This window comes from Acidimicrobiia bacterium, from assembly GCA_040902765.1.
In the GTDB taxonomy this organism is placed as follows: domain Bacteria; phylum Actinomycetota; class Acidimicrobiia; order Spongiisociales; family UBA11373; genus DATKBG01.
Genome location: JBBDWO010000013.1, coordinates 1 through 24608, shown reverse-complemented (window position 1 = coordinate 24608; position 24608 = coordinate 1). Strand labels below are relative to the sequence as shown.

The following is a 24608-nucleotide window of genomic DNA, read 5'->3' as shown; positions in this document are numbered from 1 at the left end:
GTGGCAGCGGCCGAAGGCCGATGACGGAGGGGGAGGCCAGACCCGTCGCGAGGCCTGCGTAGCGTTCGCCCTCCCCCCTCCCCGCCGCTCGCTTCGCTCCCGGCGGTACTCCCCCCTTAGGGGGGAGGGACCGCAAAGGGACCTCGTCACGCGGTTCCCTCCCCTGTAGGGGGAGGTGGCAGCGGCCGAAGGCCGATGACGGAGGGGGAGGCCAGACGCGTCGCGAGGCCTGCGTAGCGTTGGCCCTCCCCCCTCCCCGCCGGTCGCTGCGCTCCCTGCGGGACTCCCCCCTTCGGGGGGAGAAAGGGTTCCTCGCTACACCGATCCGCTAGGGCTCTTGGTACTTGGTACTGCCCGGCAGAACGGCCGAGCTCAGGCGATCCCATGCATCTCGGCGCGGGGTTCTCGGGTCATCAGGCCGTGGACCAGGTCGGCGGGCTTCTCTCCCTGATAGAGGACGCGGCCGACCGTCTCGGCGATCGGCATCTCGACGCCGTGGCATTCGGCCAGGGCCAGGACCGCTTCCGTGGTGCGCACACCCTCGGCGACCATGTGCATCTCGGCGATGATCTCCTCGAGGGTTCGTCCCTTGCCGAGGCCGACGCCAACGCGTCGGTTGCGGCTGCGGTCGCTGAAGCAGGTGGCGACGAGGTCGCCCATCCCGGCGAGCCCGGCGAAGGTGAGAGGCTGGCCGCCGAGCACGACTCCGAGCCGGGTGAGCTCGGCGAGAGCCCTGGTCACCAGCGCCGCCTTTGAGTTGTCCCCGTAGCCCAGGCCATGGGCCATGCCGGCGGCGATCGCCATCACGTTCTTGAGCGCCCCGGCCGACTCGGCACCGACGACGTCGGGGTTGGTGTACACACGGAACCGCGGCCCCATGAAGAGCGACTGGACCTCGGTGGCCACGGCGAGGTCGGTAAAGGCCACGACGGCGAGCGCGGGCTGACCGGCGACGATCTCGTCGGCGAGATTCGGTCCGGTGAGCACCCCGACCCGCGTCGGGTCGTGGTCGAGAACGTCGGCGACCACCTCGGTCATCCGCATCAGGGTGTCGGCTTCGATGCCCTTGGTGAGGCTCACGATGGGCGCATCAGCGGCGATGAACGGGGCTGCCTCCTCGAGTACGGCACGGAAACCGTGTGAAGGTACGGCCATTACGACGATGTCGGCTCCATCGAGCGCCGTGGCGAGATCGGAGGTGGCGGTCACGGCTTCGGGGAGCCGTTCACCCTCGAGGTAGTCCGGGTTGGCGCGTTCCGCATTGATCGCCTCGGCGAGGTCGGGTCGCCGCGCCCACAGGCGCACCTCCGCCGAGGGGGCGGCGAGGATGGCGACGGTCGTCCCCCACGACCCGGCACCGATGACGGCTACACGCATGAAGAGACGCTACCGGAGTAGCGGGTAGAGAGTCAGGTTCAGGGGACTCCGGGGGAGAGCTCAACGCTCAACGCTCAACGCCGGAGCGCGTCTTGCGTTGAGCGTTGGGCGTTAGGCGTTGTCTCGGTCCTTGACCTTCGGTGGCTCACCGGCCAGCCTTGCGTACGTGGTGGTCACCGGCGAGCGACGCACATACCTCCTCGACACCTGCGTACTCCTCGCCGATCCGACGGCACTCCTCCGTTTCGAAGAGCACGACGTGGTGCTGCCACTCGTGGTGATCGAGGAACTGGACCGCAAGAAGACGCTGATGGACGAGGTCGGGACCAACGCCCGTCGCTCCATCAGGCTGCTCGAGGAGTACGGCGCCTCGCTACCCGGGGGGCTGTCGAAACCGGCCCCCTTGCCCGGGGGCGGGACCCTTCGGATCGAGATCAACGGTATCCACTCGCCGCGACTGCCAGAGGTGTTCGATCCGTCGACACCGGATCACCGCATCCTGTCGACCTGCCTAGAGCTGTGCGATGGGGGGAGTGCGGCGGTGCTGGTGACCAAGGACGCCGCCCTGAGGATCAAGGGGGCCCAGTTGGGCCTGGAAGTCCAGGACTATCGGGCCGACACGGTGGCGGTCGACGAGTCGTATTCGGGCGTGGTGGACATCACCTGTGACGCCGACACCGTCGACCGCCTCTACTCCGAGGGGAAGGTCACCCTCGACGGCCACGACGACCTGATCGTCAACCAGTTCGTCGTGCTGCGCGGGCCGGGTTCTCAGTCGGCGCTGGGGCAGGTGATCGACATCGATCACGGCCCGGTGGCCGTGCGGGTACCCGGCAACCGGCGGGTGTTCGGGGTGGAGTCGAAGAACGTGCGACAGGCGTTCGCCATGGAACTGCTCCTCAACCCGTCGATCCCTGCCGTCTCCATCATGGGGCCGCCGGGGACCGGCAAGACGTTCCTCGCCCTCGCCGCCGGTCTCGAGCAGGTGCTTGAAGCGGGTCGCTATCGGAAGGTGTCGGTCTATCGCCCGTTGATCGCGGTGGGGCGTCAGGAGGTGGGGTACCTCCCCGGTGATCTCGACGAGAAGCTGGCACCGTGGATGGCGGCGGTTCACGACAACCTGTTCGCCCTGTTCTCCGACGGCGGACCGCTGGCGGCGCGGTCGGCGCTGGAGGAGTTGATCGAGCGCGACGCCCTCGAGATGGCGGCCATCACCTATCTCCGGGGTCGGTCGATCACCGGGGAGTTTGTGGTCATCGACGAGGCGCAGAACCTGGAGCTGTCGACGCTCAAGGTGATCCTCACCCGCATCGGACCAGACGCCAAGGTGGTGCTGTGCGGCGACTTCGGTCAGGTGGACAATCCGTATGTCTCCCCGTTCGGAGGCGCCGCCGCCCTCATCGAGAAGATGAAGGGCCACGACATGTTCGGCCATGTCACCCTCGAGAAGACCGTGCGCAGCCCCCTCGCCGAGCTCGCCGCAGCGGTGCTGTAGAACGCTCAACGCTCAACGCTCAACGCTCGGCTCCCGATCTGTTGTTCTTGCGTTCAGCGTTGAGCGTTCGGCGTTCTTGGCTCCTCTTGTAACCTCCGCGGCATGAGCGAGCCGATTCCCCGCCGTCCGCTGCCCGGTGCAGCCCGGCGGACGGCTCGGGCTGCGATGCTGCGGGTCGACGCTTCGTTCAGCCGGAACGGTCCGGCGTTCAAGCAGTTGGCCCTGTCGTGGTCGGCCAACGCGGCGGGGGACACCCTGGTGGCTCTGGCCCTGGCGAGCACGCTCTTCTTCGGCGTCCCATCGAGTGAGGCTCGAGCGAGTGTTGCCCTCTACCTGGGGCTGACCATTGCCCCGTTCGCCATCGTCGCCCCGGTGCTCGGTGGGGTGTTCTCCCGGTTTCCCGGGGTCTACCGAGCAACGATGACCCTGTCGGCCTCCTTGCGGTCGGTGGTCGCCGTCGTCATGATGATGGGACTCACCACCCTCTGGCTCTTCCCCCTGGCGTTCGCCATGCTCGTGTTCTCCCGGCTGTTCGGGATCGGCAAGGCGAGCCTGCTCCCGGTGGCCCTCGCCCAGCCGATCGCCCTGGTGAGCGCCAATGCGTTCCTGGCGCGGGTGGCCATCTACTCGGGGGCCCTCATCCTCCCGATCGGTGCTGCCGTGGTGCGCATCGACCCGGCATTGGGGCTGCTGCTGGCTGCCTTCTTCTTCGGGCTGTCCGCCTATCTCAGCCTCGGACTGCCAAACCCCCGGCGGCCAGATGTCGCCGAGGGGGAGGCGCTCGATGACCTGTTCCCGGCGACGCCGCCGCGGTCCCTTCGCCTGTCCCGTCTGGCGACCGCGGTGGTGCGGTTGCTCAACGGCTTTCTCATCCTGCTCCTCGCCTTCGCTTTCCGCGACGCCGAGGCCGGTCTCCTCGACTTTGGAGCGCTCATCGCCGCTGCCGGCCTCGGCTACGGGCTCGCATCTGCGCTGAGTCCGCTGCTCGAGCGGTTCCTCCACGAGGAGCCGATGGTGGTGGCCGCCCTGGCCATCGAGGCGGCAGCAGCATTCATCGCCGGTCAGTTCTTCGGGTTGCCTGCCGCCGCCGCCCTCGCCGGGGCAGCCGGATTGGCCTGGGGTACAGCCAAGTTCGCCTTCGACGGACTGCTCCAGGCGAAGGTGCACCCGGACAGGCGGGGGGCTGCCTTCACCCGCTCGGAGACCCTGTTTCAGCTCGCCTGGGTGATCGGCGCCATCATCCCGGTCACCGTCACCATCTCGGCATCGGTGGGTCTCGCCGTCGCCGGCGTGATCGCCCTGGCCGCGCAGACGGTCTTCGTGGCCAGCCTGCTGGTCGAGCGCCGGTAGTACTCCGACCCCGGCTAGCCTTCGGCTCGTGAACGACAATATCTCAAGCTTCTTCTCGGGCCTGTCGGGCCGGACGCTCACGGTGCGGAGCACCAAGGGCCAGCCTTTCCTGCATCTGCGCCTCATCCACGTCGCTGGTGCGGCGCTGGCCGGTGTCATCCTGGCGCCGCGGATGACCGCCCTCGCTTCGCTCGGCCTGCTCGTGAAGGGCTACACGCTCAAGCTCGACCCGCCCAACCCGGCCGTCTGAACGCCGACCGAGCGGATTCCTAGGCTGCGGGCGTGCGTGCCCTGCAGATCGAAGCGCTCGGCAGTCCCCTCGTCGGGGCCGACCTCCCCGATCCGACGCCTTCTGACGATGACGTGGTGATCGCCGTCGAGGCGACCGGGATCTGTCGATCGGACGTGCATTACCGGGCCGGTACCCGTGCCGTGCCGGGCCTTCCCCTCATCCCGGGCCACGAGGTCGCCGGGCGGGTGGTCGCAGTCGGCTCCGGCGTCGACGAGGACCTCGAAGGCCGACGGGTGTGCCTGCACTACCTGGTCTCTTGCGGCCGGTGCGAATGGTGTGTCCGCGGCGCGGAACAGTTCTGTGAGACCGGAGCGATGGTCGGACTCGATCGCCCCGGCGGATACGCCGACTTCGTCGTCATTCCTGCGAGGAACGCTCATGTCGTTCCCGACGGGGTGGCGACCGAGATCGCCGCGATCATGATGTGCTCGACCGCCACCAGTCTCCACGCCCTGCGCAAGGGTCGATTGGGGCCGGGGGACCGGGTGGCGGTCTTCGGCGCCGGTGGGCTGGGCACCTCGGCGATCCTCCTGGCATCGGCCCTCGGCGCCGCCGAGATCTACGCGGTTGACATCAACCCGACCAAGCTCCGCCACGCCGCGGAACTCGGCGCCATCCCGGTCGACGCCACCGAGGACCCCGTCGGGCAGATCCGGGAGGCGACCGGTGGCGGCGTGGACGTCGCCCTCGAACTGGTCGGCGACGCCGAAGTGATGCGCCGCGCCGTGGGTTCGCTGGCCCGGTTCGGTCGGGCGGTCGCCGTCGGCATCACCCATCGCGAGTTCGGTGTGGACCCGTTCCGCGACCTGGTACTCAGGGAGGCCGAGATCGTGGGAGCCTCCGATCACCTCGAGGCCGAGATCGCCGAACTGCTCGACATGGCGGCGGCGGGGACGCTCGACCTGACCGGTGCGGTGACCGCGTCGGTGCCGCTCGAGGCGGGCGCGGTCAACGCGGCACTCGACGAGCTGGAGCGGTTCGGCGACGACATTCGCACCGTGATCCGGCCGTGACGGATCCGGCGCCGTGGCGGCGCCAGCTCCTCGCCCACGCCCTCGCCGACGCTCCGCTGGAGGCCTGTGGACTCATCGCCATGGACGGTGTGGGCAGAATGGTTCGCGCCTACCCGACTCGAAATGCAGCGGAGACCCCGGCGACCGCCTTCACCCTCGATCCCGACGACCATCACGCCGCCATCGTCGACGCCGAGTCTCGGGGGTGGAGGATCGGCGGCGTGTACCACTCGCACCCGCGGGGCCCGGCGACTCCGTCGCCGATCGATCTCAGGGCGCCGACCGACCACGAGTGGATCCACGTGATCGTCGGGCTGGGGGCGAGGACACCCGAGGTTCGGGGCTGGCGGATCGCCGACGATGCCGCCGACGAGGTGCAGGTCTGAGCGCACGGTACGCTCGCGGCGTGGATCCCCAAGACATCCTCGAAGGCCTCCGGGCCAGCGGCGCCGAGGTGACCCCGGCGCAGGCATCCGGGTCGGGAGCGCTCCTGCTCGACATCCGGGAGCCGTTCGAGTTCGCCACCGGGGTGATCCCCGGTGCGGTGCTGGTGCCACAGGATCAGGTTCCCGCCCGAATGAGCGAGGTGGCTCCCGACCTGGACCGGCAGATCGTCGTCTACTGCGCCACCGGCAAGCGGTCACTCTTCGTGACCAAGTGGCTCGGCGAGCAGGGGTACACGGACATCGCCTCCATGGCCGGTGGGATCGTGGCCTGGGGGGCAGAGGGGCATCCCATCGCACCCGCGACGACGGAGTCCGACGGGCGGTATGCCCGCCAGGTGATCCTGCCCGGTGTCGGCGAGGACGGCCAGCAGCGCCTCGCCTCCGCCCGGGTGCTCGTCGTCGGTGCCGGTGGACTGGGTTCTCCGGTGGTCCTCTACCTCGCCGGTGCCGGCGTGGGCACGCTGGGCATCGTCGACGACGACGCCGTGGAAGTCACCAACCTTCATCGGCAGGTGGCTCACACCACCCCTCGGGTGGGCATGTCGAAGGTTCGTTCGGCGGCGATGGCGGTCTCGGATCTGAACCCGGACGTCCGGGTCGAGGGGTACCAGGGACGACTCACCGATGAGAACGCCGGCGACCTCGTCGCCGGCTGGGATGTAGTGGTCGACGCCACCGACGATCCGGCCGCCCGCCTGGCCCTCAACGCGGCGTCGGTGTCTCGAGGGGTGCCGCTGGTGCACGGCTCGGTGTATCGCTGGGAGGGCCGGGTGACCGTGTTCTCCCCGCCGGACGGCCCCTGCTACTGCTGCCTGTTCCCCGATGCCTCGGGTGCCGGGGAGCCGGTGTGCGCCGACGCCGGCGTCTCCGGGCCGGTCGTGGGTGTCGTCGGGGCGATACAGGCCACCGAGGTGCTCAAACTGCTGCTCGGGGTGGGCGAGCCGCTGGTGGGGCGGGTGCTGGTCTACGACGGGCTGGCTCAGGAGAGCACGATCCTGGCGTACGAGCGCATGCCCGACTGTGAGGTCTGTGGCTCGCGCTAGGGCGCGGTGGCAGTCACCAGGTACACAGTTCCGCCGCTGGTGAGGACGAACAGTTCCCCGGCCGCATCCGTTCCGAGCGAGGTAATTTGTTCGTCGATCTGGATGAGCGTGCCCTGTTCTACGACGGTTCCGTTGTCGTCGAGCCTCAGGCCGAACAGTTCCCCGGTGCAGTAGTCGGCGTACAGGTACACACCGGTGAGATCGGGGAAGGCGGCGCCGCGGTAGACGTACCCGCCTATGACGGCGCACCGAGACACGCCGCGGATCGTGTACTCGAACACGGGGGTGATGAAGTCGTTGTCGTCGCACAGCGATGCCGGTCCCCCGAAGCAGTGGGTCCCCTCCATCACCGACCACCCGAAATTGGCCCCGAAGGCATCGCTGAACGAGACCCGGTTGATCTCCTCCCAGTCGCCCTGGCCGACGTCGCCCACCCACAGGTCGTCGCCGTCGAAGGAGATCCGCCACGGGTTGCGCAGCCCGTAGGCCCAGACTTCCGGGGCCCCTGCGCTGCCGTCTGCGAACGGGTTGTCGGCGGGGATGGCGTACGGGTCGCCGTCGACGTCGATCCGGAGGATGGACCCGAGCAGGGCTCCCGCATTCTGACCGGTACGGAACGGGTCACCGCCACCGCCGCCGTCACCGAGGGCGATGTACAGAAAGCCGTCGGGGCCGAACTCGATCGAGCCGCCGTTGTGGTTGCGCGCCGGTTGGGGGATCACCAGCAGGGTCTTGGTCAGCTGGTTGAGGTCCTCGGCAGCCGTAGGGAAGAATGGGACCGGCACCCGATACTCCTCGACCACGGTGGCGCCGTCGCCGACGCGGCTGTAGTGGACGAAGAGACGGGTGGGATCGTCGGGATGAAAGGCGGCTCCGAGCAGGCCGCGCTCGCCGGAGAAGACGACCTGCGACGAGAGGTCGAGAACGGAAAAGTACGGGAAGGTGGTCCCGTGACCCGGTCCGAGCCAGTGGATGGCAAGGATCCGGCCGCCCTGATCAACGACGAAGAGGTGATCGTCGCCCTCTCTTCCGAGCGTGAGGATGGGTTGTTGAAAGCCAGTGCCCACGGTTTCGAGCTGGATCGTTATGTCGTCAAGGGGACCACTGATTGGCTCGGTGGTTGTCGTCGGCGGGTCGTCTGGCACCGTGGTGGTGGTCGGCACGGTCGTTGTCGGGAGGAGGGTGGTCGTCGTGCTGTCGCTCGATGTCGGCTCGGCCGTGCAGGCGGCGATGGCGACCGCCGCGGCGGCGCAAGCGACGAGGCCCGTGAAGTGTCTCATCCCGGACAGGCTACGGCCGGCGATCCGGTACCCCTACTCCGGGATGTAGCGGGGGTAGGTGGATCGGGCCGCTGAAGCGAGTGCCGGGTCGATGTCGACGGTCACATAGGGCTGATCCGCGGAGGTCTCGGCGAGGACAACGCCCTCCGGGTCGATCACCCAGCCGAGACCAGCCCACGTGAGACCACTCGGATCGTCTCCGCTCCGATTGGACGACAGGCAGAAGGCGCCGGCGCTGATGGCGACATGGCGACCGGCCACCAGCCATCGCTCCCGGCTGGACCACGGGGTTGCTCTCGGCGCGGCGATGATCGACGCGCCAGCCCGGCCATAGGCGCGGGCTCGGTCGGGGAACCACAGTTCCGAGCACACGAGGAACCCGGCGGTTTCTCCGGCGGCGTCGATGACATCGAAGCTGCCGTCCCCTCGCTCGTACCAGGTCGCCTCCCAGTAGAAGTCCTCATCGGGGAGGTAGTACTTGTCGTGGGCGATCCGGTAGTCCCCGTCATCCCACACGAAAGCCTCGTTGAGCCGCTTGCCGTAGCGCACTACCGGACTCGAGCTGGCGATGGCGGCTCCGCCCAACTCGCCGAACCGACCCACCCAGGCCGCATGGGCGGCGGCTGCAGCGTCCCACTCCGCCGGTTCCACGTCCTTCGTGGCAGCCAGCCAGCGAGAGAAGGGCATCTCGGGGAGTACCACCAGATCGCTGCCTTCAGCGGTCACATGAGAGACGAGACCGGCCCAGCCCTCCTCGAGCCGATCCGGATCGCCCGGGAGTTCACAAACGGTGACGCGCATGAGGGTGTGGAGGGTAGGCGCCGCGGCGGACGCTCAACGCTCAACGCTCAACGCAAAGCCGCGGCCGACGTCTTGCGTTGAGCGTTGAGCGTTACGCGTATAGGCCTGCCCCAGATCCGCTATCAGATCGCCCGGGTCGGGCTACGCGTCCAACGCCTGCCTCAGGTCCGCGATCAGATCGTCCGGGTGCTCGACGCCGACGCTCATTCGCACCATCGATTCGGTGATGCCGATGCGGGCGTTCGCTTCCTTGCCCGCTTCGCAGTGGGTCATGGTGCAGGGATGTTCGGCGAGGGAGTCGACCGATCCGAGGCTGACCGCCAGTTTGAACAGGCGCAGCGCATCGAGGAATCGGTACGCCTCCGCCTCTCCACCGTCCACCTCGAACGAGATCATCCCCCCGGCGCCCAGGCATTGGCGCTTGTAGAGGTCGTGCCGCGGGTCACCCGGGTCCAGGTGTCCCAGGTAGTTGACGCTGCGCACCCGGGGGTGGCCCCGCAGGAAGTCGGCAACGCGACGGGCGTTGGTCGCCTGGTGCTCCATGCGCATCCTGAGCGTGGGCAGGCTGCGTAGCAGGAGCCATGCGGTGAACGGGTCGGCCATATTGCCGGCGAAGATTCGCATCGCCCTGATCTCGCCGAGCAATTCTCGGTCCCCGGAGACCGCTCCGGCGATCAGGTCGCCGTGGCCGCCGAGGTACTTGGTGGCCGAGTAGATGACCAGGTCAGCGCCGTGATCCAGGGGTCTTTGGAACACGGGGCCGAGGAACGTGTTGTCGACGGCAACCGGGACGCGCCGATCCGGTGTGGAAAGCCGGGCCGCTACCGAGGCGCACATCTCGATGTCGAACAGATCGTTGGTCGGATTCGCCGGGGACTCCAGCAGGATCATCCCGAGTGGCCGCCCTGTGGCGGTGATCAGGTCGGTCAGGGTGTCGGCGTCGGTGTCGGGGGCGAATCGGACCGGCTCAACGCCGAAGGCGGGCAGCACCGTTTCGACGAAGTGATGGGTGCCGCCGTAGATGGGGCTGCTCACCGCCACGCAGTCTCCTGGACGCAGCAGCGTCCACAGGGTCGTCGTGATGGCCGCCATGCCGCTGGAGAACAGTGCGGTGGCTTCGGCGCCGTCCCAGAGGGCGAGTCGTCCCTCTGCGATCTCGAGGTTCGGGTTGTTGAGCCGGGAATAGATGAGGTGGGGATCCTCGCCGGGTTCCGCGTCGCTGAGGCCGTAGGCGAGCTCGAAGCAGCGCTTGCCTTCCGCTGCCGACGAGAACACGAAAGTCGAGGTCTGGAAGATCGGCGGAACCGACGATCCCTGCGACCACTCAGGTCGGTACCCGTGAGTGGACATGAGGCTCTCGGGATGCGGGTTGATCCCCTCCCCTTCGCTGGCTGGCGTCACCTGGGCTCCTATGTAGATCTCGGCGCGGCTGCAGCCGAGCCGAGATTACCCCCGTTGGTCACTCGCCCGTCGAACTCAGCCGGGCGGGGGAGAGGGCAGCCTCGGTGATCCCCCGCTCCACGAGATCGATTGGCGGCACACCGTCGAGGATCAGCCCGGCGGCGAGCCGAGCCATCGCCGGTGAGGTCTTGATGCCCGAGCCGCCCTGACCCGCCAACCAGTAGAAGCCCGGGGAGGCAGTGTCCCAGCCGTTGACGGGGCGCCGGTCGGCGACGAACGAGCGGAGTCCTGCCCAGGCGCTGTCGATCGACCGGATGGCCAGGGTGGTCACCGCTTCGATGCGTTCGATGCCGATGGCCACATCGACTTCGTCGTGGCGGACATCACAGGCGTCCATCGGGGTCTCGTCGCCCGGGGAACCGAGGAGGCGGTCCCCCTCGGGTCGGAAGTAGTACCGCTCGCCGACGTCGAGGATCATCGGCCACGACCGGTGAGCGAGTCCACCTGGCGGGCGGAAGGTGAATACGGTTCGTCGGAGTGGCTGCAGACCAATCGGCTCCACTCCGGCGAGTCGGGCCACTTCGTCGCACCAGGCGCCAGCCGCGTTCACGACTACGTCGGCGGTGATCGTGTCTCCTGCTGCCGTGGCGATCTCCCATCCCCGGAGTGTCCGATCGATCGCCGTGACAACCGCCGAGACCCGGATCCCGGCACCCCGGTTCCGTGCCCCTCGCAGGAAGCCCGAATGGAGGGCGTGGACGTCGATGCTGCGTGCCTCCGGCTCGTAGATCCCGCCGACGATGACATTGCCGTCCATCGCAGGGCAGAGCGCCACGACTTCCGCACCGGTCAGCGCCCGCACCGTCGGGACCATCGTCCGGTACTCGGCGAGGTCCCGGTCTAGGTGGTCCCGCTGGTCGTGGGTGCCGACCAGGATCATCGGCATCGGCGTGACCAGTGGTACCTCGGTGAAGCGATCCGGCGGGTTCTCCAATAGCGGTCGCCCGGCGCCGGCGAGCGCCCGGATCACCCGATCGCCGTAGCACTCGGTGTAGAGGGCGGCCGATCGACCGGTGGTGTGGTGCCCGCACACGGCCTCACCCTCGAGGAGCACGACCTCCGCCCGTCCCGCCATCTCGTACGCCGCCGAAGCCCCGGCGATGCCTCCGCCGATGATTGCGATCCGTTGCATGGGTGAACGCTTCACGCTCAACGCTCAACGTTCAACGCTCAACGCAAGGCACCTCCTGCGTTGAGCGGTGAGCGTTACGCGTCTCCTCACTGGTCGCTGGCCACTGACCACTGGCTCGCGATGTCTTCTGCCCTCACCGGCACCCGGGTGAGGGCGGCGCCGGTGGCGGCACGAATGGCGGCGACGATGGCGGGGGTGGATGAGATCGTCGGTGGCTCGCCGACGCCCTTCGCCCCGAAGGGACCCCAGTGATCCGGGTCCTCGATCATGGCTGCTTCCACCGTGGGTGCATCGGCGAAGGTGGGCAGGAGGTAGTCGGTGAACGAGGCGTTGGCGACCTGGCCGTCGCGCAGGATCATCTCCTCCATCACGGCCAGGCCCACTCCCTGCATGATGCCGCCTTCGATCTGGCCGATCACAGCCTGCGGGTTGAGCGCCTTCCCGACGTCCTGGGCGGTGTCGACATGGACGACCCGTATCAGGCCGAGCTCGGGATCGACGTTGACGACCGCCCGATGGGCGGCCACCGCATATCCGGCATGGACATCGCCACGGCCGTGCTCATCCGGGGGATGGGTCCGGGGGTGTCGGAACCGCTCGAGCTGTTCGATCGGGCCGTCGGCGGTGAGGTCGGCGAGACTGGTCACGAGTTCGTCGCCCCGCCACACGCCGGCGTCGTCGAGACGGTCGCCGGCGCCCCGACGCAGCGCCTCGGCGAGGACCGCCTCGCAGGCGCTCAGGGCGGCCCCGCCACTCATCTGCGACTGGCGGGACGCCGACGACGACCCCGCCGAGCCGATCTGCGCGGTGGTGTCCCAGACCACCCGGACGGTCTCGACGCCGGTGGCGGACCGGCCGATCTGCTCCAGAACGGTCACCAGGCCCTGCCCGACCTCGGCGGCGGCGGTGTGGATGGTGAGACCGTCTGGCCCCAGGCTGGCGCGGACCTCGGCGTAGTCATCGAATCCTTCGGAGAAGGCGAGGTTCTTGATGCCGACGGCGAAACCGACGCCACGGACGACAGCCGACGCCGGCGTGGTGTTACCGGTGCCGCCGGGGAGCCGCCGGGGGTCGCCGGAGGTCTCGTCCGCCGGCAGCGGCATGGCGCGCAGGGTCTCGATCACCTCCCGTACCGGCATGCTCCCCTCGATGAGCTGCCCCGTGGTCGGAAGGCGGTCGCCGGGCGCCAGGGCATTCTTGAGCCGGAGCTCGATCGGGTCCATCCCGAGCGCGTCGGCGAGCCGGTCCATCTGCGACTCGTATCCGAAGCAGGACTGCACGGCGCCGAAGCCGCGCATGGCTCCGCAGGGCGGGTTATTGGTCCGGGCCGCCACGGCGTGCACGCGAACCGCATCGCAGCGATACGGACCCACGGCGAAATACGCCGAGTTGGCGAGGACCGCCGAGCTGGTGGAGGCGTAGGCGCCACCGTCGAGGATGATCTTCGCCTCAACCCGTCGCAGGGTGCCGTCGGGTTCGGCCTCGTGCCGGTACCACATACGGGCCGGATGCCGGTGAACGTGCCCCACGAACGACTCGGAGCGGTCGTACACCATCTTCACGGGACGCCCCGTGTGAAGGGCGAGCAGGCAGAGGTGGACCTGGAGGCTCAGGTCCTCCCTGGCCCCGAAGGCGCCACCGATGCCCGCCATGTGGAGACGCACCTGGTGGGGTTCCAGGCCGAGGCTGGCCACCACCTGTTCGTGGTCGGCGTGGAGCCACTGGGTCGAGATGTGCAGGTCGACGCCGCCCTCGCCGTCAGGGATGGCGAGGCCCGACTCGGTCCCCAGGGGGGCCTGGTCCTGCATGCCCGTCTCGTAATAGCCCTCCACCACCACGGTGCCGGTGGCGTCGCCATGGGTGATGTCGAACACCCGGAAGGTCTCACCGCGGTCCTCGGCAACGGTCGGGTCGGTGAACGGCTCGAGTTCGGTGTAGTCGACCACGACCGCATCAGCGCCGCGCCGCGCCGTCTCCCGGTCGTCGGCGGCGACCACCGCCACCGGCTCGCCCCAGAACCGGGCCTCGCCTTCGGCGAGCACCGGTTGATCGGGATGCTCGAGACCGAAGAGGCGGCGCCCGGGGACGTCGTCGATGGTGAGCACGGCGCGAACGCCAGGGATGGCGAGGGCAGCGGCGGTGTCGAGCCGGTCGATGCGCGCCCGGGCGTGCGGGCTGCGCACGGTGGTCCCCCAGAGCATGCCCTCGGCGGACAGGTCTGACGAGAAGGCGAACTCGCCCCGCACCTTCGGCGTGCCGTCGGGCCGAGGCGCCGACATCCCGACGCCGCCGGCGACCCGGTTCGGTCGGGTGATGGTCACGAGTCCTCCCGCAGGGCGGTCAGGGCCCGCATGATCCCGCCGTAGCCGGTGCACCGGCAGATGTTGCCCGCCAGCGCCTCTCGGACGTCGTCGTCGCTGGGATCGGGGTTCGTGTCCAGCAGGTGGGTGGCAGCGACGACGAAACCCGGGGTGCAGAACCCACATTGGACGCCGCCCTCGGCCAGCAGGGCCTCCTGCACCCGGCTGAGGTCGTCACCGTCGGCGATGCCCTCGACGGTGCGTATCTCGGACCCGTCGGTGTCGGCCGCCAACACCAGGCATGAGCAGACGAGCTCCCCGTCCAGGATCACCGAACAGGACCCGCACTCGCCCTGCTCGCAGGCGTCCTTGGACCCGGCGAGACCGAGCCGATTACGCAGCATGGAGAGCAGGCTCTCGGCGGGACCCGGCTCGGCGCTGTGGGGGTCGCCGTTGACGGTGAGGTGGATCATCCGAGCACCCTCTCCAGGAGTCGACGGGCGAGAACGCCGGCCGCGGTCCGGCGGTACGCCTCGGTGGATCGGTGATCGGTGATCGGAGAGACTTCCTCCGAAACGAGCCGCTGGAACTCGGCGAGGGCGGCAGGGGTGGGTGATCGCTCCGCCGAGATCATGGCCTCTGCGGCGCGGGGTCTCATCGGCGTCGGCCCCACGGAGCCGAGCGCCACGGTCGTCGCCCCGTCCTCAGCTCGGAACAGACAGCACGAAGCCACGGCGATCACCATGGCATTGCGAAAGCCGATCTTGGCGAACGCCTGTCGGTCCGGGATGTCGTCTGGGAGGCGGGCACCGATGATCAGTTCACCGGGCTCCCGGGAGTTCTTCTTCGGCCCCACGATGAAGTCGTCCCAGCGCACGCTTCGCTCCCCACCGGCCGCACGCAGCACGATGTCGGCGTCGAGGGCGGCGAGAATGGGGAGGGCGTCGCCGGCGGGACTCGCAGTGCCCAGGTTGCCCCCCAGGGTTCCCGCATTGCGGATCTGCGGCGAGCCGACGGTGCGGGCAGCCTGTGCCAGGGCGGCGATGGGGCCGCGCTCCATCCTGGCGTAGGTGACTCCCGCACCGATGAACCGACCCTCCCACTCGGCGAGTTCCGGGACCCGACGGACCCCGATGACGGCCTCCGGCCGGAGTCCGTGGAGGTTGGCCGACACCATGAGGTCGGTGCCCCCGGCGAGGATCGTCGCCTCCGGATGGGCGGCTGCGGCCTCGACGGCCTCGTCCAGCGAGCGGGGGATGATCATCCGCATGAACCGCTCAGGATAGGAAGGGTGGCAGGCGTCGTCCGGCGACCCGCACTGCCGTTTCGTGCTTGTTTCAGTTTCACGCATAGCCTGCCGATCAGAACCCTGTTGGGGCTGGCCGAAGGAGCAAAGCCATGATCCGATCCAACCGAAGGTTCTGACGGTCGCCGCCGCCACCCTTCTGGCCCTCACCGTGGGCGGCCTCGCACTCGCCGATGAGTCTGAGACCACCGAGTCCGACGACGGCGCCGGTCCGCCCTGGACGCGCACCGCCACGTCGTGGGTACTCGGATCCGGCGATGACGACGGCGAGGGTCCGCGCTGGCTCCGCGAAGACGCAGAGGGCTGGTTGCCGGGCGATGAGGGTCCTCCCCCGTGGTCGAACGCTCGCTGGCTGCGCGACGACGCCGAAGGCTGGCAGCCCGGCGACGGCAAGCCGCCGTGGGCGAACGGCGAGGACGAGGGCGATGAAGAAGGGGATGACGACGGCGAAGGTCCCCGGTGGACCCGCGACGACGCAGAGGGCTGGCAGCCCGGTGACGGCAAGCCCCCGTGGGCCGGCCAGGGCGACGACGACGCCTAGAAGCGACTAATCGCCGTCGACGAGTCGCCGGGCGGCAGCCCGGTGCCTAGTGTCGTTGGGCCCGCGGCCTACAGTCAATCGCCGTGGAGAGCCGCCTGATCGACCTGACCGAGAGCGTCACCCACTCGTGACCGTCGGGGTCATACGCTGCGGTGTCGCCGCGATCCTGTTTGGCATTTCGGCGCCAGCGGCATCCAGACTCACCGAACACCTCAACGCATTCAGCCTCGCCGGGCTCCTGTACCTCGGCGCGGCGCTGGCGGTTGCCCCGGTAGCCGGCCGAACCCGGGTTACCCGCGCCGCCGTTAGGACGTCACTCCCCAATCTCACCCTGGCGGTAGTGCTCGGAGGTGCGGTCGGGCCGGTACTACTCGCCATCGGCCTCGGTCTCGTCCCGGCCGCAACCGCGTCGCTCGTGCTGAACCTCGAACTGGTGTTCACCACGATCGTCGCCGGTGTCGTGTTCCGCGAGTACATCGGGCGCCACGTCATCGCCGGCACCCTGCTTGTCGCCGCCGGGACCGCGGCCCTCACATGGGGTGGCGGCCCAGACCTGCGCATGGGTGCGCTTAGCATCGCCGCAGCTTGCCTCTGCTGGGCCATCGACAACAGTGCTACTGCGGTCATCGACCAGATCGGTCCCAGCCATATCACGCTCGCCAAGGGCGTGATCGCTGGCGGGACGAACCTGATCATCGGCCTCGTCGCTGGCGGCGGCTTGCCGCTCGCCCCCGTCATGTGGGCTCTCGTCATCGGCGCTTTCGGGTACGGCGCTTCGATCACGTTGTGGGTGTCGGGAGCCCGCGAGCTCGGTGCGGCGCGCGGTCAGGTGGTATTCGCCGCCGCCCCGTTCGTGGGAGCAATCGTCGCTTGGACCATCTTCTCCGATCCGGCGTCGGTCCGAGAGCTCGCCGCTTTCCTTCTCGCCGCTTGCGGCGTCGCTTTCGTGCTCCGCAGCCACCACGACCATCGCCATGTCCACCAACCGATGTCACACTCCCACGACCACGACCACGACGAGCACCACACCCACGATCACGAGCCGGCCGTGTTGGGCCGCCACACCCACCACCATGCGCATCTCGCGGCCGAACATCGACATCCGCACGTACCCGACCTGCATCATCGTCACGGCCACTGACGTTTGGGGGGTGCGCGAATAGGTCGCTGGCTTCATCAGGTTTCGGCTTGCCACAAGCCGAAACCTGATCCCGGGGCGAGCCTATTCGCGCACCCCCTTGGGGGCGGCTCGTTCGGCACGGCGGTCCCCTAGTCACCGTCGACGAGGCGCCGGGCGGCAGCCCGGTGCCTCGTCACGACCTCACCCTCATCGAGGGTGACATGGTGGTAGTCCTCTACGACCGGCTTGCCGCCGACGATCACCGTGTGCGCCGGTGCGGGATGACACATGACCGCCGCCGCCACCGGATCGTGGGCCCCCGAGTACTCGATTCGGTTCAGGTCGAGCGTGAACAGGTCGGCCATTCGCCCTGCTTCCAGGGCTCCGATGTCGTCGCGCCCCAGTACGGCGGCTCCGCCGATGGTGGCCAGCTCGAGCGCGGTCCGCGCCGACATCTGCGGGCCGCTCCCGATGCCGGGGGAGACACCCAGACGCGCCAGTAACAGCGCCTGCCTCGTCTCGGCGAGGAGGTTGGAGCCGTCGTTGCTCGCCGAGCCGTCGACGCCGATCCCCACGGGCACCGCGGCTTCGACGAAGCGTGCCACCGGTGCGATGCCCGAGGCGAGCCGCATGTTCGACGACGGACAATGGGCGACGCCGGTCCCGGTCGCCGCCATGCGTTCGGTCTCCGCCTCGTCGATGAACACGGCATGGGCGTACCAGACATCGTCGCCCAGCCACCCGAGGTCGGCGGCGTAATCGACCGGCCGCTTGCCGAAGCGCTCGATCGTGTGCGCCTCCTCGTCGGCGGTCTCGGCGAGGTGGGTGTGCAGCCGGACGCCGCGGTCGCGGGCGAGCGCCGCCGACTCCACCATCAGATCCTCGGTCACCGTAAACGGCGAGCACGGTGCCACGACGATGCGGGTCAGTGCCCCGGGGTTGGGGTCATGATGGCGTTCGATGGCCGCCTGCGTGGCGTCGAGGATGAAGCCGGCCTCCTGGACCACCGAGTCCGGGGGCAACCCGCCGTCCTTCTCGCTGAGAGACATGGAACCGCGGGAAGCGTGGAACCTGATCCCCACCGGGGCGGCACCGGTGATCTGGTCGTCGATGGTCGATCCGTTGGGCCACAGGTACTGATGGTCGAACGCGGTGGTGCATCCCGACTTGGCGAGTTCGAGCAGGGCGAGGGTGGTGGCGATGCGGACGTCGTCGGGGGTGAGGCGCGCCCAGATCGGGTAGAGCGTCGTCAGCCAGTCGAACAGCTTCGCCGACTGGGCATCCGGGACGGTCCGGGTGAGCGTCTGCACGAAGTGGTGGTGAGTGTTGACCAGCCCGGGGAGCACCAGCATGTCAGAGGCGTCGACCACCCGGTCGGCGGTGGTGGGCAGCTCGGCCGTGGTCCCAACGGCTTCGATCACCCCATCGCGAGCGAACAGCCCACCGTCCGGTATCTCGCGGCGACCCCCGTCCATGGTGACGAGCATCTCGGCGTTGCGGACCAGGAGAGTCGACATGCTGGCGAGGCTACCGCCCGCCGCGTAGCGAGAAGGACGCATAACGCTCAACGCTCAACGCAAGACGACGGCGTTGAGCATCGTTAGGCGTCTTCTTCCTGCCACAGGGAGCGGAACTCGGGGCTGGTCTCCAGCAGGTCGCTGAGGACGCCTATCGCGGCGACCCGGCCGTGCTCCATGACGACGGTCTGGTCGGCGCGCTGCAGTGCCGGGTGGCGGTGGGAGACCACCAGGCTGGTCACCCCGGCCCGGTCACGGAACAGCATCTCCCACAGCTGGCGTTCGGTCTCCACGTCGAGGGCGCTCGACACGTCGTCGAACACGAGCAGGTCCGGGCGGCGCACGAACATGCGCGCCGTCGCCGACCGCTGCACCTGGCCGCCGGAAAGGCGGACGCCCAGCGGACCGACCATCGTCCCCAGCCCCTCCAGCATCCCCTCCACATCGGTGCTCATCACCGCCGAGCGCACCGCCTCCTCGACGATCTGTTCCGGGTCACGCCTGCCCATCAGCAGGTTGTCGAGCAGACTCATCGAGAACAGGCGCGGCACCTGCGGCGTGTACGCCGAGCGCGGCGGGATGAAGAACGACGCCGGGTCTTCGACCTCTTCGCCGTTCCACAGGATCTCCCCCGAGTCCGCCTTCACCAAGCCGAGGATCGCCCGCAGCAGGGTGGTCTTTCCGGCACCGACGCGTCCGGTGATCACCGTGAACGAACCGGCGGGCACGGTGAACGACACGTCCTCGATGCCTTCGCCCGTCCCCGGGTACCGGAAGTTCAGGTTGCGGATCGCCAGCTCGCGCAGCGGCGACAGGTGCGCTGGCACCACATCGGGTTCCGCCAACTCCCCGCGGAGGCCGAGCCGCTTGCGCTCGACGAGACGCATCGGATCGGCGTCGCCCATCAGATCGAGCATCCGCTTGAACGACACCGACGCCTGCTGATAGCGGGCGATGAACAGGCCGAGGAAGAAGGCGGCGTCGGTGACCAGGTCGAGGAAGAACACGAACATGGCGAACTCACCGACGGTGAACTCGCCGGTGCTCATCGCCGCCGCCCCGACCACGAGGATGATGCCGGTGCCGATGTTGAGCGTGTTCCAGAACAGCGACTCGAGCACGGCGTGCAGCGTCGCGTCCTTCACCTGCTGGGTGCGTCGGTGATCGTTGAGCCGACGGAAGTGGGCGATCATCGACTCCTCGGCGCCGGCGACCTTGATCGCCTGTACCGAGGCGAACGTCTCCCCGAGCGCCTCGGTGATCCGCCCGGTCGCCTGGCGGGCGGCCTCTCGGTAGCGCTTGATGCGATGGCGCAGGAGCGCCGCCAGGTACACGACGACCAGCGTGGGCGCGAACACGAACAGGGTGAACTGCCCGTTGACCGAGATCAGGATGCTCAGCGAGACCGCGGCGAAAACTGCGAGCCCGATCATGTCGACGGTCCACGAGAACGACTCCACGTTCTCGTCGACGTCGTCGCGGAACCGGCTGATCGCCTCACCCGGTGACTCCTGGATCGACTGCGCCCCCGGGAGCTCGAAGATCCGCTCCAACATGTTGCGTCGCAGCAGGGTGCCGACTCGGAACATGAGTTGGATGTCGTTCCACATGCCGAGGAACATCACGGAGACACGGGCGACTCCGTAGGCGATCACCAGGGCGACCAGGGTGGCCACGTTGATCCCGGCACCGGTGCCCTCGGCGACGCGGTCGAAGAAGGCGCGGATGATCAGCGCCATGATCAGCGGCATCAGCCACATCGTTCCCCAGAGCAGCACGTTGGAGACGTAGCGGCCTTTGCGATAGCCGATGAGGCCCTTGCCGAGGCGGGCGGTGGGTACTCGGCGGTCTGTCATGCGAGCAGATCCTCCATTCCGGTGCGCAGCAGGGTGCTGAAGCGTGACTGCGGGTCGGCGGCGAGCGTGGAACGCTCCCCGAACTCGACGATGCGTCCCCTCTCGAGGATGAGGATGTCGTCGGCGCGCTCCACAGTGGCCAGCCGGTGGGCGATGATCAGGCCGGTGCGGTGAGTGAGGAGCTTGGTGACGGCGCGCTCGATGAGTACCTCGGTGGCGGGGTCGAGCCGCGAGGACGCCTCGTCGAGGATCACCAGCCCCGGTTCACCGAGAAAGACCCGGGCGAAGGCGAGCAACTGCGCCTGTCCTGCAGACAGACCGCCCGAACCCGACTCCAGCATCGTGTCGAGTCCCTCGGGCAGCCCTCTGACCCATCCGTCGATGCCGAGGTCGGCAAGCACCGCCCACAAGCGGCTGTCGTCGATACGATCGTCGAAGAAGGTCAGGTTCTCCCGCACCGTGGCGCGAAAGAGCTGGACCTCCTGGGTCACCATGGCGATGCGCCGCCGCCGATCGGTGCGGTCCACCCGACGCAGGTCGATTCCACCCACCCGCACTTCGCCCGCCGTGGGGTCGTAGAGCCGGGTCAGGAGTCGGGCTAGGGTCGACTTCCCCGAGCCGGTGCGGCCCAGGATGCCGACGACCCGGCCCTCGGCCACCCGGAGGTCGAGGTCCTGGAGGACCACCTCGCCGTTGGCGTCGTCGTCCCGATAGGCGAACTCCACGCCGTCGACGTCGACGGACAGCGGTCCCTCGTGTAGGCGCTTGGTGCCGTCTTCGGGGAGCGCCGTCGTGGCGGCAAACAGCTCCTGCACCCGGTTGATCCCGGCACCGGCCTTCTGCAGGTCCTCCATCTGGGTCCGGATCTGCTCGATGGGATGACGGATCATCTCCATGTAGTGATAGACCAGGTACACCGAGCCGACGGTGATGGCTCCTTCGACGAGCAGGCGCGTGCCCACACCGAACACCAGGGCGATGCCGGCGATGTAGACCGCTATGGACGTCGCCCACAGCAGACCGAAGCCCATGCGGCCCCGCACCTCGAGCGGTAGCCACTGGCGGTGGATCAGGGTGAAGCGATGCATCATGTAGGGCACGGCACCGTTGGCTCGGATGTCCTCCGTGCCGCCGAGCTGTTCGCCGAGGAATCCGAAGAACTCGGCCCGCTTGCCCCGCACCGACTGCCACCAGGGGATGGCGATCGCCTGGAGCCGCACCATGCCGATGAGGGCGACCACGGCGAAGCCGGTCATGCTGGCCCCGATGAGCACGTGCTCACGCCACAGGAGGGCGACCACGGCGACGATGAGCACCAGGTTGCCAGCCACGTGGATGACGAACTTGGAGAAGAAGTTGGACAGCGTGGTGACGTCGCCGTCGACCCGTTCGATCAGCTCTCCCGGCGTCATCGTCTTGTGGAACGACATGTCCAGGTCGAGCAGGTGCGCCGCCAGGTCGGCGCGCATCTCGTTGGTCGCCGACCAGCCAACCCCCTCGGCGACGTAGGTGGCGGCGATGTTGAGGGCCTGGTAGCCGACGGCGAGGGTGACGAAGGCGGCGGCGAGACCGAGGAGGTCGCCAGCCGGCGCCCCGTCGAGAGCGCGGTCGATGAACGCCCGGATGAACTGCGGGTTGATCACCTGGAACACGATCCCGGTGAACAGCAGGATCGATAGGAGGACCACCCTGGCTCGCAGGGGGCGGAGATAGGTTCTGAGCAGGCGCCAGTAGGCGCGGACCGGGATCATGGGGCTCCTGTGAGATGGCGCGGACGCGCCGAAGGAAGGGGGTGTCTGAGTGCTGCCCGCCGCCCGGTGGGCCGCGTGTCAGGTACGACGAACGCGCCGGGTCAACGGGCGGTGGTCGGGTTCCTGAACATCGCTGGCCTCCTGATGCTCCGTCGTCGGAGCGGCGCAACTTTCGCAGGAACCCCGCGACGTGTCAATTGGGAGAGAGCTCATGGCTCATGGCTCATAGCTCATGGCCAGATTCCCTCTCCCCCTGAAAAGGGCGGTACCTGACGGGCTAGGGGGAGGGCAAACGCTCTGTATGCCTCGCGACGGGTTAGCCCTCCCCCTCCGTCATCGGCCTGCGGCCGCTGCCACCTCCCCCTTCAGGGGAGGGGACCGCGTGAGGGGCCCTTCTGCGGTTCCTCCCCCTTTCCGCGGTCCCTCCCCCCGAAGGGGGGAGTACCTGGCGGCGGAGCCGTCAGGGGAGGGGGGAGGGCGATCACTGCGCGGGCGTCGCCTCGGTTCTTGAGTCTTGGTTCTTGCCTGGGGCCTGGGGCCCTGGTGCCTCGCTAGCCTCGGCACCGTGGAACTTGAGATCCTCATCGACCGGGACGCCATCGCGGCGCGGGTGGAGGAGTTGGCTGAGGAGATCAACCGGGACTACGCCGACGCCGACGAGCTGGTACTCGTCGGGGTTCTCAAGGGATCCTTCATCTTCCTGAGCGACCTGTCCCGCCGCATCACCGTGCCCCATAGGGTGGAGTTCATCTCGGTGTCTTCCTACGGGGACGAGAAGAGCGAGGTCCCTGGCGCGGTGCGGCTCATCATGGACGTCCGCCACGACATCGGAGGTCAGCACGTCCTGATCGTCGAAGACATCGTCGACACCGGCCACACCCTCGCCTACCTGGAGCGGCTGTTCGCCGCCCGCGAGCCGGCCTCGCTCAAGGCGTGTGCGCTGGTGCGCAAGCCGGACCGCGCCGAAGTGGACGTCGCCATCGACTACGTGGGGTTCGACATCCTCGACGTGTGGGTGGTCGGCTACGGCCTCGACTTCGCCGAGCGGCACCGCACGCTGCCCGACATCCGCATCCTCCCCAGGAGCTGACCGTGATGGAGACCTCGCTCCCCGACTCGCTGCTGCGTGACTTCGCCTCCCGCCTCGACGACGCCCCGGATGCAGTGACTGCCTTCCCCGGTGACAGCGGGGAACGCCAGCCGGTGCACACCGTCTACGGCGGTGCTCAGCTGTTTCGCGCCGACACCGCGGTGAAGATGGGGGAGCGGGCCATGGCCACCCTCGAGGAGTACGCATCCGACGCGGCGATGCTGGCGGCCGCCCTCGGTCGTGACCCGGGTGATCCGGTGATGGCTGAGGTGCACCCGCGGGTGGTCGACAAGCTGCAGCGTGAGCCGGTCGAGGACTTCCGCATCGACTTCGAGGACGGGTTCGGCATCCGTCCCGACGACGAGGAGGACGCCACCGCGATCGCCGCGGCTGATGAGGTCGCTGCGGGGATGGAGGCCGGAACGCTCCCGCCGTTCATCGGGATCAGGATCAAACAGCTGAGCCGGGAGCTGCGGGCCCGCGCCATCCGCACCACCGACCTGTTCTTCACCCGTCTGGCCTCCCGGACCGGCGGCACCATTCCCGAACGGTTCCACATCACTCTGCCCAAGATCGTGTCGGTGGAGCAGGCCCTCGTCTTCGCCGACCTGCTCGACCACATCGAGGAGCGGGTGGGCCTCCCCGAGGGTTCCATCAAGTCGGAGCTGATGATCGAGATCACCCGGTCCATCTTCGACGAGGAGGGACGGGTCAACGTGGGCCGCCTGGTGTCCGCGGCCGGCCCGAGGTGCGTCGCCGCCCACTTCGGGGTGTACGACTACACCGCCTCGTGCCAGATCACCGCCGCTCACCAGGGGATGACCCACCCGTCGTGCGACTTCGCCCGCAGCGTCATGCAGGTCGCCCTGGCCGGCACCGGTGTGTGGCTGTCGGACGGTGCCACCAACGTGATGCCGGTACCGACCCACCGCGGCGACGACCTCACCGCCACCCAGATCGCCGCCAACCGGGAGGCCGTGCACGGGGCGTGGAAACTGCACTTCGACGAGATCCGCCACTCGCTCTACCACGGCTACTTCCAGGGCTGGGATCTGCATCCGGCGCAGCTGGTCACCCGATACGCCGCGGTGCAGTCGTTCTTCCTGGAGAGCATGGATGCCGCCGCCGACCGCCTGCACAACTTCGTCGAAAAGGCGACCCAGGCCACACTCGTCGGCGACGTTTTCGACGACGCCGCCACCGGTCAGGGCCTGCTCAACTTCTTCGCCCGGGCCGTCAACTCCGGCGCCATCAGCGAAGACGACGCATCCGCCAGGACGGGTGTGACCCAGGAGGAGTTGAGCGAGAGGTCCTTTCTCAAGATCCTGGAGAACAGGCGGAGTAGCGAGTAGCGGGTAGCGAGGGGGCGACCAGCAAACTCTCTCCCCCCGAAGGGTCCTCCTATGTCAAGGGGTGTTGTTTGAGGGTGCGGTAGAT

The 24608-nt window shown here is 68.6% G+C and carries 21 protein-coding genes; 10 read left to right on the top strand and 11 right to left on the bottom strand.

The features are described 5' to 3' along the window. Positions 1-372 precede the first annotated feature (372 nt). Complete coding sequence (locus WEA29_04285) at positions 373-1377, bottom strand: NAD(P)H-dependent glycerol-3-phosphate dehydrogenase (protein ID MEX2322972.1); 1005 nt, start codon at positions 1375-1377, stop codon at positions 373-375. 166 nt (positions 1378-1543) lie between these two features. Between WEA29_04285 and WEA29_04280 the strand changes: the two genes are divergently transcribed. The 6 genes from WEA29_04280 to moeB all read left to right on the top strand — a co-directional run bounded on the left by WEA29_04280 (position 1544) and on the right by moeB (position 7016). Next, positions 1544-2872, top strand: a complete 1329-nt coding sequence (locus WEA29_04280; protein MEX2322971.1) for a PhoH family protein — start codon at positions 1544-1546, stop codon at positions 2870-2872. Positions 2873-2974: 102 nt separating this feature from the next. Continuing rightward, entirely contained in the window at positions 2975-4222 is a 1248-nt protein-coding gene (locus WEA29_04275) for a hypothetical protein (GenBank protein MEX2322970.1), read from the top strand. A 28-nt stretch (positions 4223-4250) separates the two neighbouring features. Further along, positions 4251-4472, top strand: a complete 222-nt coding sequence (locus tag WEA29_04270) for a hypothetical protein (protein ID MEX2322969.1) — start codon at positions 4251-4253, stop codon at positions 4470-4472. 32 nt (positions 4473-4504) lie between these two features. Then, entirely contained in the window at positions 4505-5527 is a 1023-nt protein-coding gene (locus WEA29_04265; GenBank protein ID MEX2322968.1) for an alcohol dehydrogenase catalytic domain-containing protein, read from the top strand. After that, complete coding sequence (locus WEA29_04260) at positions 5524-5913, top strand: M67 family metallopeptidase (protein ID MEX2322967.1); 390 nt, start codon at positions 5524-5526, stop codon at positions 5911-5913. The genes WEA29_04265 and WEA29_04260 overlap by 4 nt, the downstream gene beginning before the upstream one ends. A 20-nt stretch (positions 5914-5933) precedes the next feature. Beyond that, complete coding sequence (moeB, locus tag WEA29_04255; GenBank protein ID MEX2322966.1) at positions 5934-7016, top strand: molybdopterin-synthase adenylyltransferase MoeB; 1083 nt, start codon at positions 5934-5936, stop codon at positions 7014-7016. On the opposite strand, the gene WEA29_04250 is transcribed toward moeB, so the two are convergent. From WEA29_04250 to WEA29_04220, 7 genes are all read right to left on the bottom strand, one after another. Next, on the bottom strand, positions 7013-8296 hold the full coding sequence (locus WEA29_04250; protein MEX2322965.1) for a PQQ-dependent sugar dehydrogenase: 1284 nt from the start codon (positions 8294-8296) through the stop codon (positions 7013-7015). The genes moeB and WEA29_04250 overlap by 4 nt on opposite strands. Positions 8297-8329: 33 nt before the next feature. After that, complete coding sequence (locus tag WEA29_04245; GenBank protein ID MEX2322964.1) at positions 8330-9097, bottom strand: carbon-nitrogen hydrolase family protein; 768 nt, start codon at positions 9095-9097, stop codon at positions 8330-8332. Positions 9098-9238: 141 nt separating this feature from the next. Further along, on the bottom strand, positions 9239-10447 hold the full coding sequence (locus WEA29_04240) for an aminotransferase class I/II-fold pyridoxal phosphate-dependent enzyme (protein MEX2322963.1): 1209 nt from the start codon (positions 10445-10447) through the stop codon (positions 9239-9241). A gap of 109 nt (positions 10448-10556) precedes the next feature. Beyond that, a complete protein-coding gene (locus WEA29_04235) occupies positions 10557-11690 on the bottom strand; it encodes an FAD-binding oxidoreductase (protein MEX2322962.1) in 1134 nt (377 codons plus the stop codon). An 86-nt stretch (positions 11691-11776) separates the two neighbouring features. Next, positions 11777-13969 carry a molybdopterin cofactor-binding domain-containing protein gene (locus WEA29_04230; GenBank protein MEX2322961.1) on the bottom strand — a complete coding sequence of 731 codons (2193 nt, stop codon included), beginning with the start codon at positions 13967-13969 and terminating at the stop codon, positions 11777-11779. Between the two features lie 38 nt (positions 13970-14007). After that, the gene (locus WEA29_04225) at positions 14008-14463 is read right to left on the bottom strand and encodes a (2Fe-2S)-binding protein (GenBank protein MEX2322960.1); all 456 of its coding nucleotides are present in this window, start codon (positions 14461-14463) and stop codon (positions 14008-14010) included. Further along, positions 14460-15260 carry an FAD binding domain-containing protein gene (locus WEA29_04220; GenBank protein MEX2322959.1) on the bottom strand — a complete coding sequence of 267 codons (801 nt, stop codon included), beginning with the start codon at positions 15258-15260 and terminating at the stop codon, positions 14460-14462. The genes WEA29_04225 and WEA29_04220 overlap by 4 nt, the downstream gene beginning before the upstream one ends. A 187-nt stretch (positions 15261-15447) precedes the next feature. Here WEA29_04220 and WEA29_04215 point away from each other — a divergent pair, with 187 nt between their 5' ends. Further along, the gene (locus WEA29_04215; protein MEX2322958.1) at positions 15448-15837 is read left to right on the top strand and encodes a hypothetical protein; all 390 of its coding nucleotides are present in this window, start codon (positions 15448-15450) and stop codon (positions 15835-15837) included. A 127-nt stretch (positions 15838-15964) separates the two neighbouring features. Then, positions 15965-16978 carry a DMT family transporter gene (locus WEA29_04210; GenBank protein MEX2322957.1) on the top strand — a complete coding sequence of 338 codons (1014 nt, stop codon included), beginning with the start codon at positions 15965-15967 and terminating at the stop codon, positions 16976-16978. 128 nt (positions 16979-17106) lie between these two features. On the opposite strand, the gene WEA29_04205 is transcribed toward WEA29_04210, so the two are convergent. The 3 genes from WEA29_04205 to WEA29_04195 all read right to left on the bottom strand — a co-directional run bounded on the left by WEA29_04205 (position 17107) and on the right by WEA29_04195 (position 22081). Further along, on the bottom strand, positions 17107-18474 hold the full coding sequence (locus tag WEA29_04205) for an 8-oxoguanine deaminase (protein ID MEX2322956.1): 1368 nt from the start codon (positions 18472-18474) through the stop codon (positions 17107-17109). An 83-nt stretch (positions 18475-18557) separates the two neighbouring features. Then, positions 18558-20330: an ABC transporter ATP-binding protein gene (locus tag WEA29_04200; protein MEX2322955.1), complete on the bottom strand. Its 1773-nt coding sequence runs from the start codon at positions 20328-20330 to the stop codon at positions 18558-18560. Beyond that, positions 20327-22081 carry an ABC transporter ATP-binding protein gene (locus WEA29_04195; GenBank protein MEX2322954.1) on the bottom strand — a complete coding sequence of 585 codons (1755 nt, stop codon included), beginning with the start codon at positions 22079-22081 and terminating at the stop codon, positions 20327-20329. The genes WEA29_04200 and WEA29_04195 overlap by 4 nt, the downstream gene beginning before the upstream one ends. Before the next feature lie 565 nt (positions 22082-22646). On the opposite strand from WEA29_04195, the gene hpt reads away from it, so the two are divergent. Next, positions 22647-23171 (top strand): hypoxanthine phosphoribosyltransferase, encoded by a 525-nt coding sequence (gene hpt / locus WEA29_04190; protein MEX2322953.1) that lies wholly within the window; start codon positions 22647-22649, stop codon positions 23169-23171. A gap of 5 nt (positions 23172-23176) precedes the next feature. Continuing rightward, positions 23177-24523: a phosphoenolpyruvate kinase gene (locus tag WEA29_04185; GenBank protein MEX2322952.1), complete on the top strand. Its 1347-nt coding sequence runs from the start codon at positions 23177-23179 to the stop codon at positions 24521-24523. Positions 24524-24608 lie beyond the last annotated feature (85 nt).

Coding starts and splice junctions, on each gene's coding strand:
- WEA29_04285 (MEX2322972.1), bottom strand. CDS start 1,377: ATGCGTGTAGCCGTCATCGGTGCCGGGTCGTGGGGGACGACCGTCGCC.
- WEA29_04275 (MEX2322970.1), top strand. CDS start 2,975: ATGAGCGAGCCGATTCCCCGCCGTCCGCTGCCCGGTGCAGCCCGGCGG.
- WEA29_04250 (MEX2322965.1), bottom strand. CDS start 8,296: ATGAGACACTTCACGGGCCTCGTCGCTTGCGCCGCCGCGGCGGTCGCC.
- WEA29_04245 (MEX2322964.1), bottom strand. CDS start 9,097: ATGCGCGTCACCGTTTGTGAACTCCCGGGCGATCCGGATCGGCTCGAG.
- WEA29_04240 (MEX2322963.1), bottom strand. CDS start 10,447: ATGTCCACTCACGGGTACCGACCTGAGTGGTCGCAGGGATCGTCGGTT.
- WEA29_04235 (MEX2322962.1), bottom strand. CDS start 11,690: ATGCAACGGATCGCAATCATCGGCGGAGGCATCGCCGGGGCTTCGGCG.
- WEA29_04230 (MEX2322961.1), bottom strand. CDS start 13,969: ATGTCGGCGCCTCGGCCCGACGGCACGCCGAAGGTGCGGGGCGAGTTC.
- WEA29_04225 (MEX2322960.1), bottom strand. CDS start 14,463: ATGATCCACCTCACCGTCAACGGCGACCCCCACAGCGCCGAGCCGGGT.
- WEA29_04220 (MEX2322959.1), bottom strand. CDS start 15,260: ATGCGGATGATCATCCCCCGCTCGCTGGACGAGGCCGTCGAGGCCGCA.
- WEA29_04205 (MEX2322956.1), bottom strand. CDS start 18,474: ATGTCGACTCTCCTGGTCCGCAACGCCGAGATGCTCGTCACCATGGAC.
- WEA29_04200 (MEX2322955.1), bottom strand. CDS start 20,330: ATGACAGACCGCCGAGTACCCACCGCCCGCCTCGGCAAGGGCCTCATC.
- WEA29_04195 (MEX2322954.1), bottom strand. CDS start 22,081: ATGATCCCGGTCCGCGCCTACTGGCGCCTGCTCAGAACCTATCTCCGC.
- WEA29_04185 (MEX2322952.1), top strand. CDS start 23,177: ATGGAGACCTCGCTCCCCGACTCGCTGCTGCGTGACTTCGCCTCCCGC.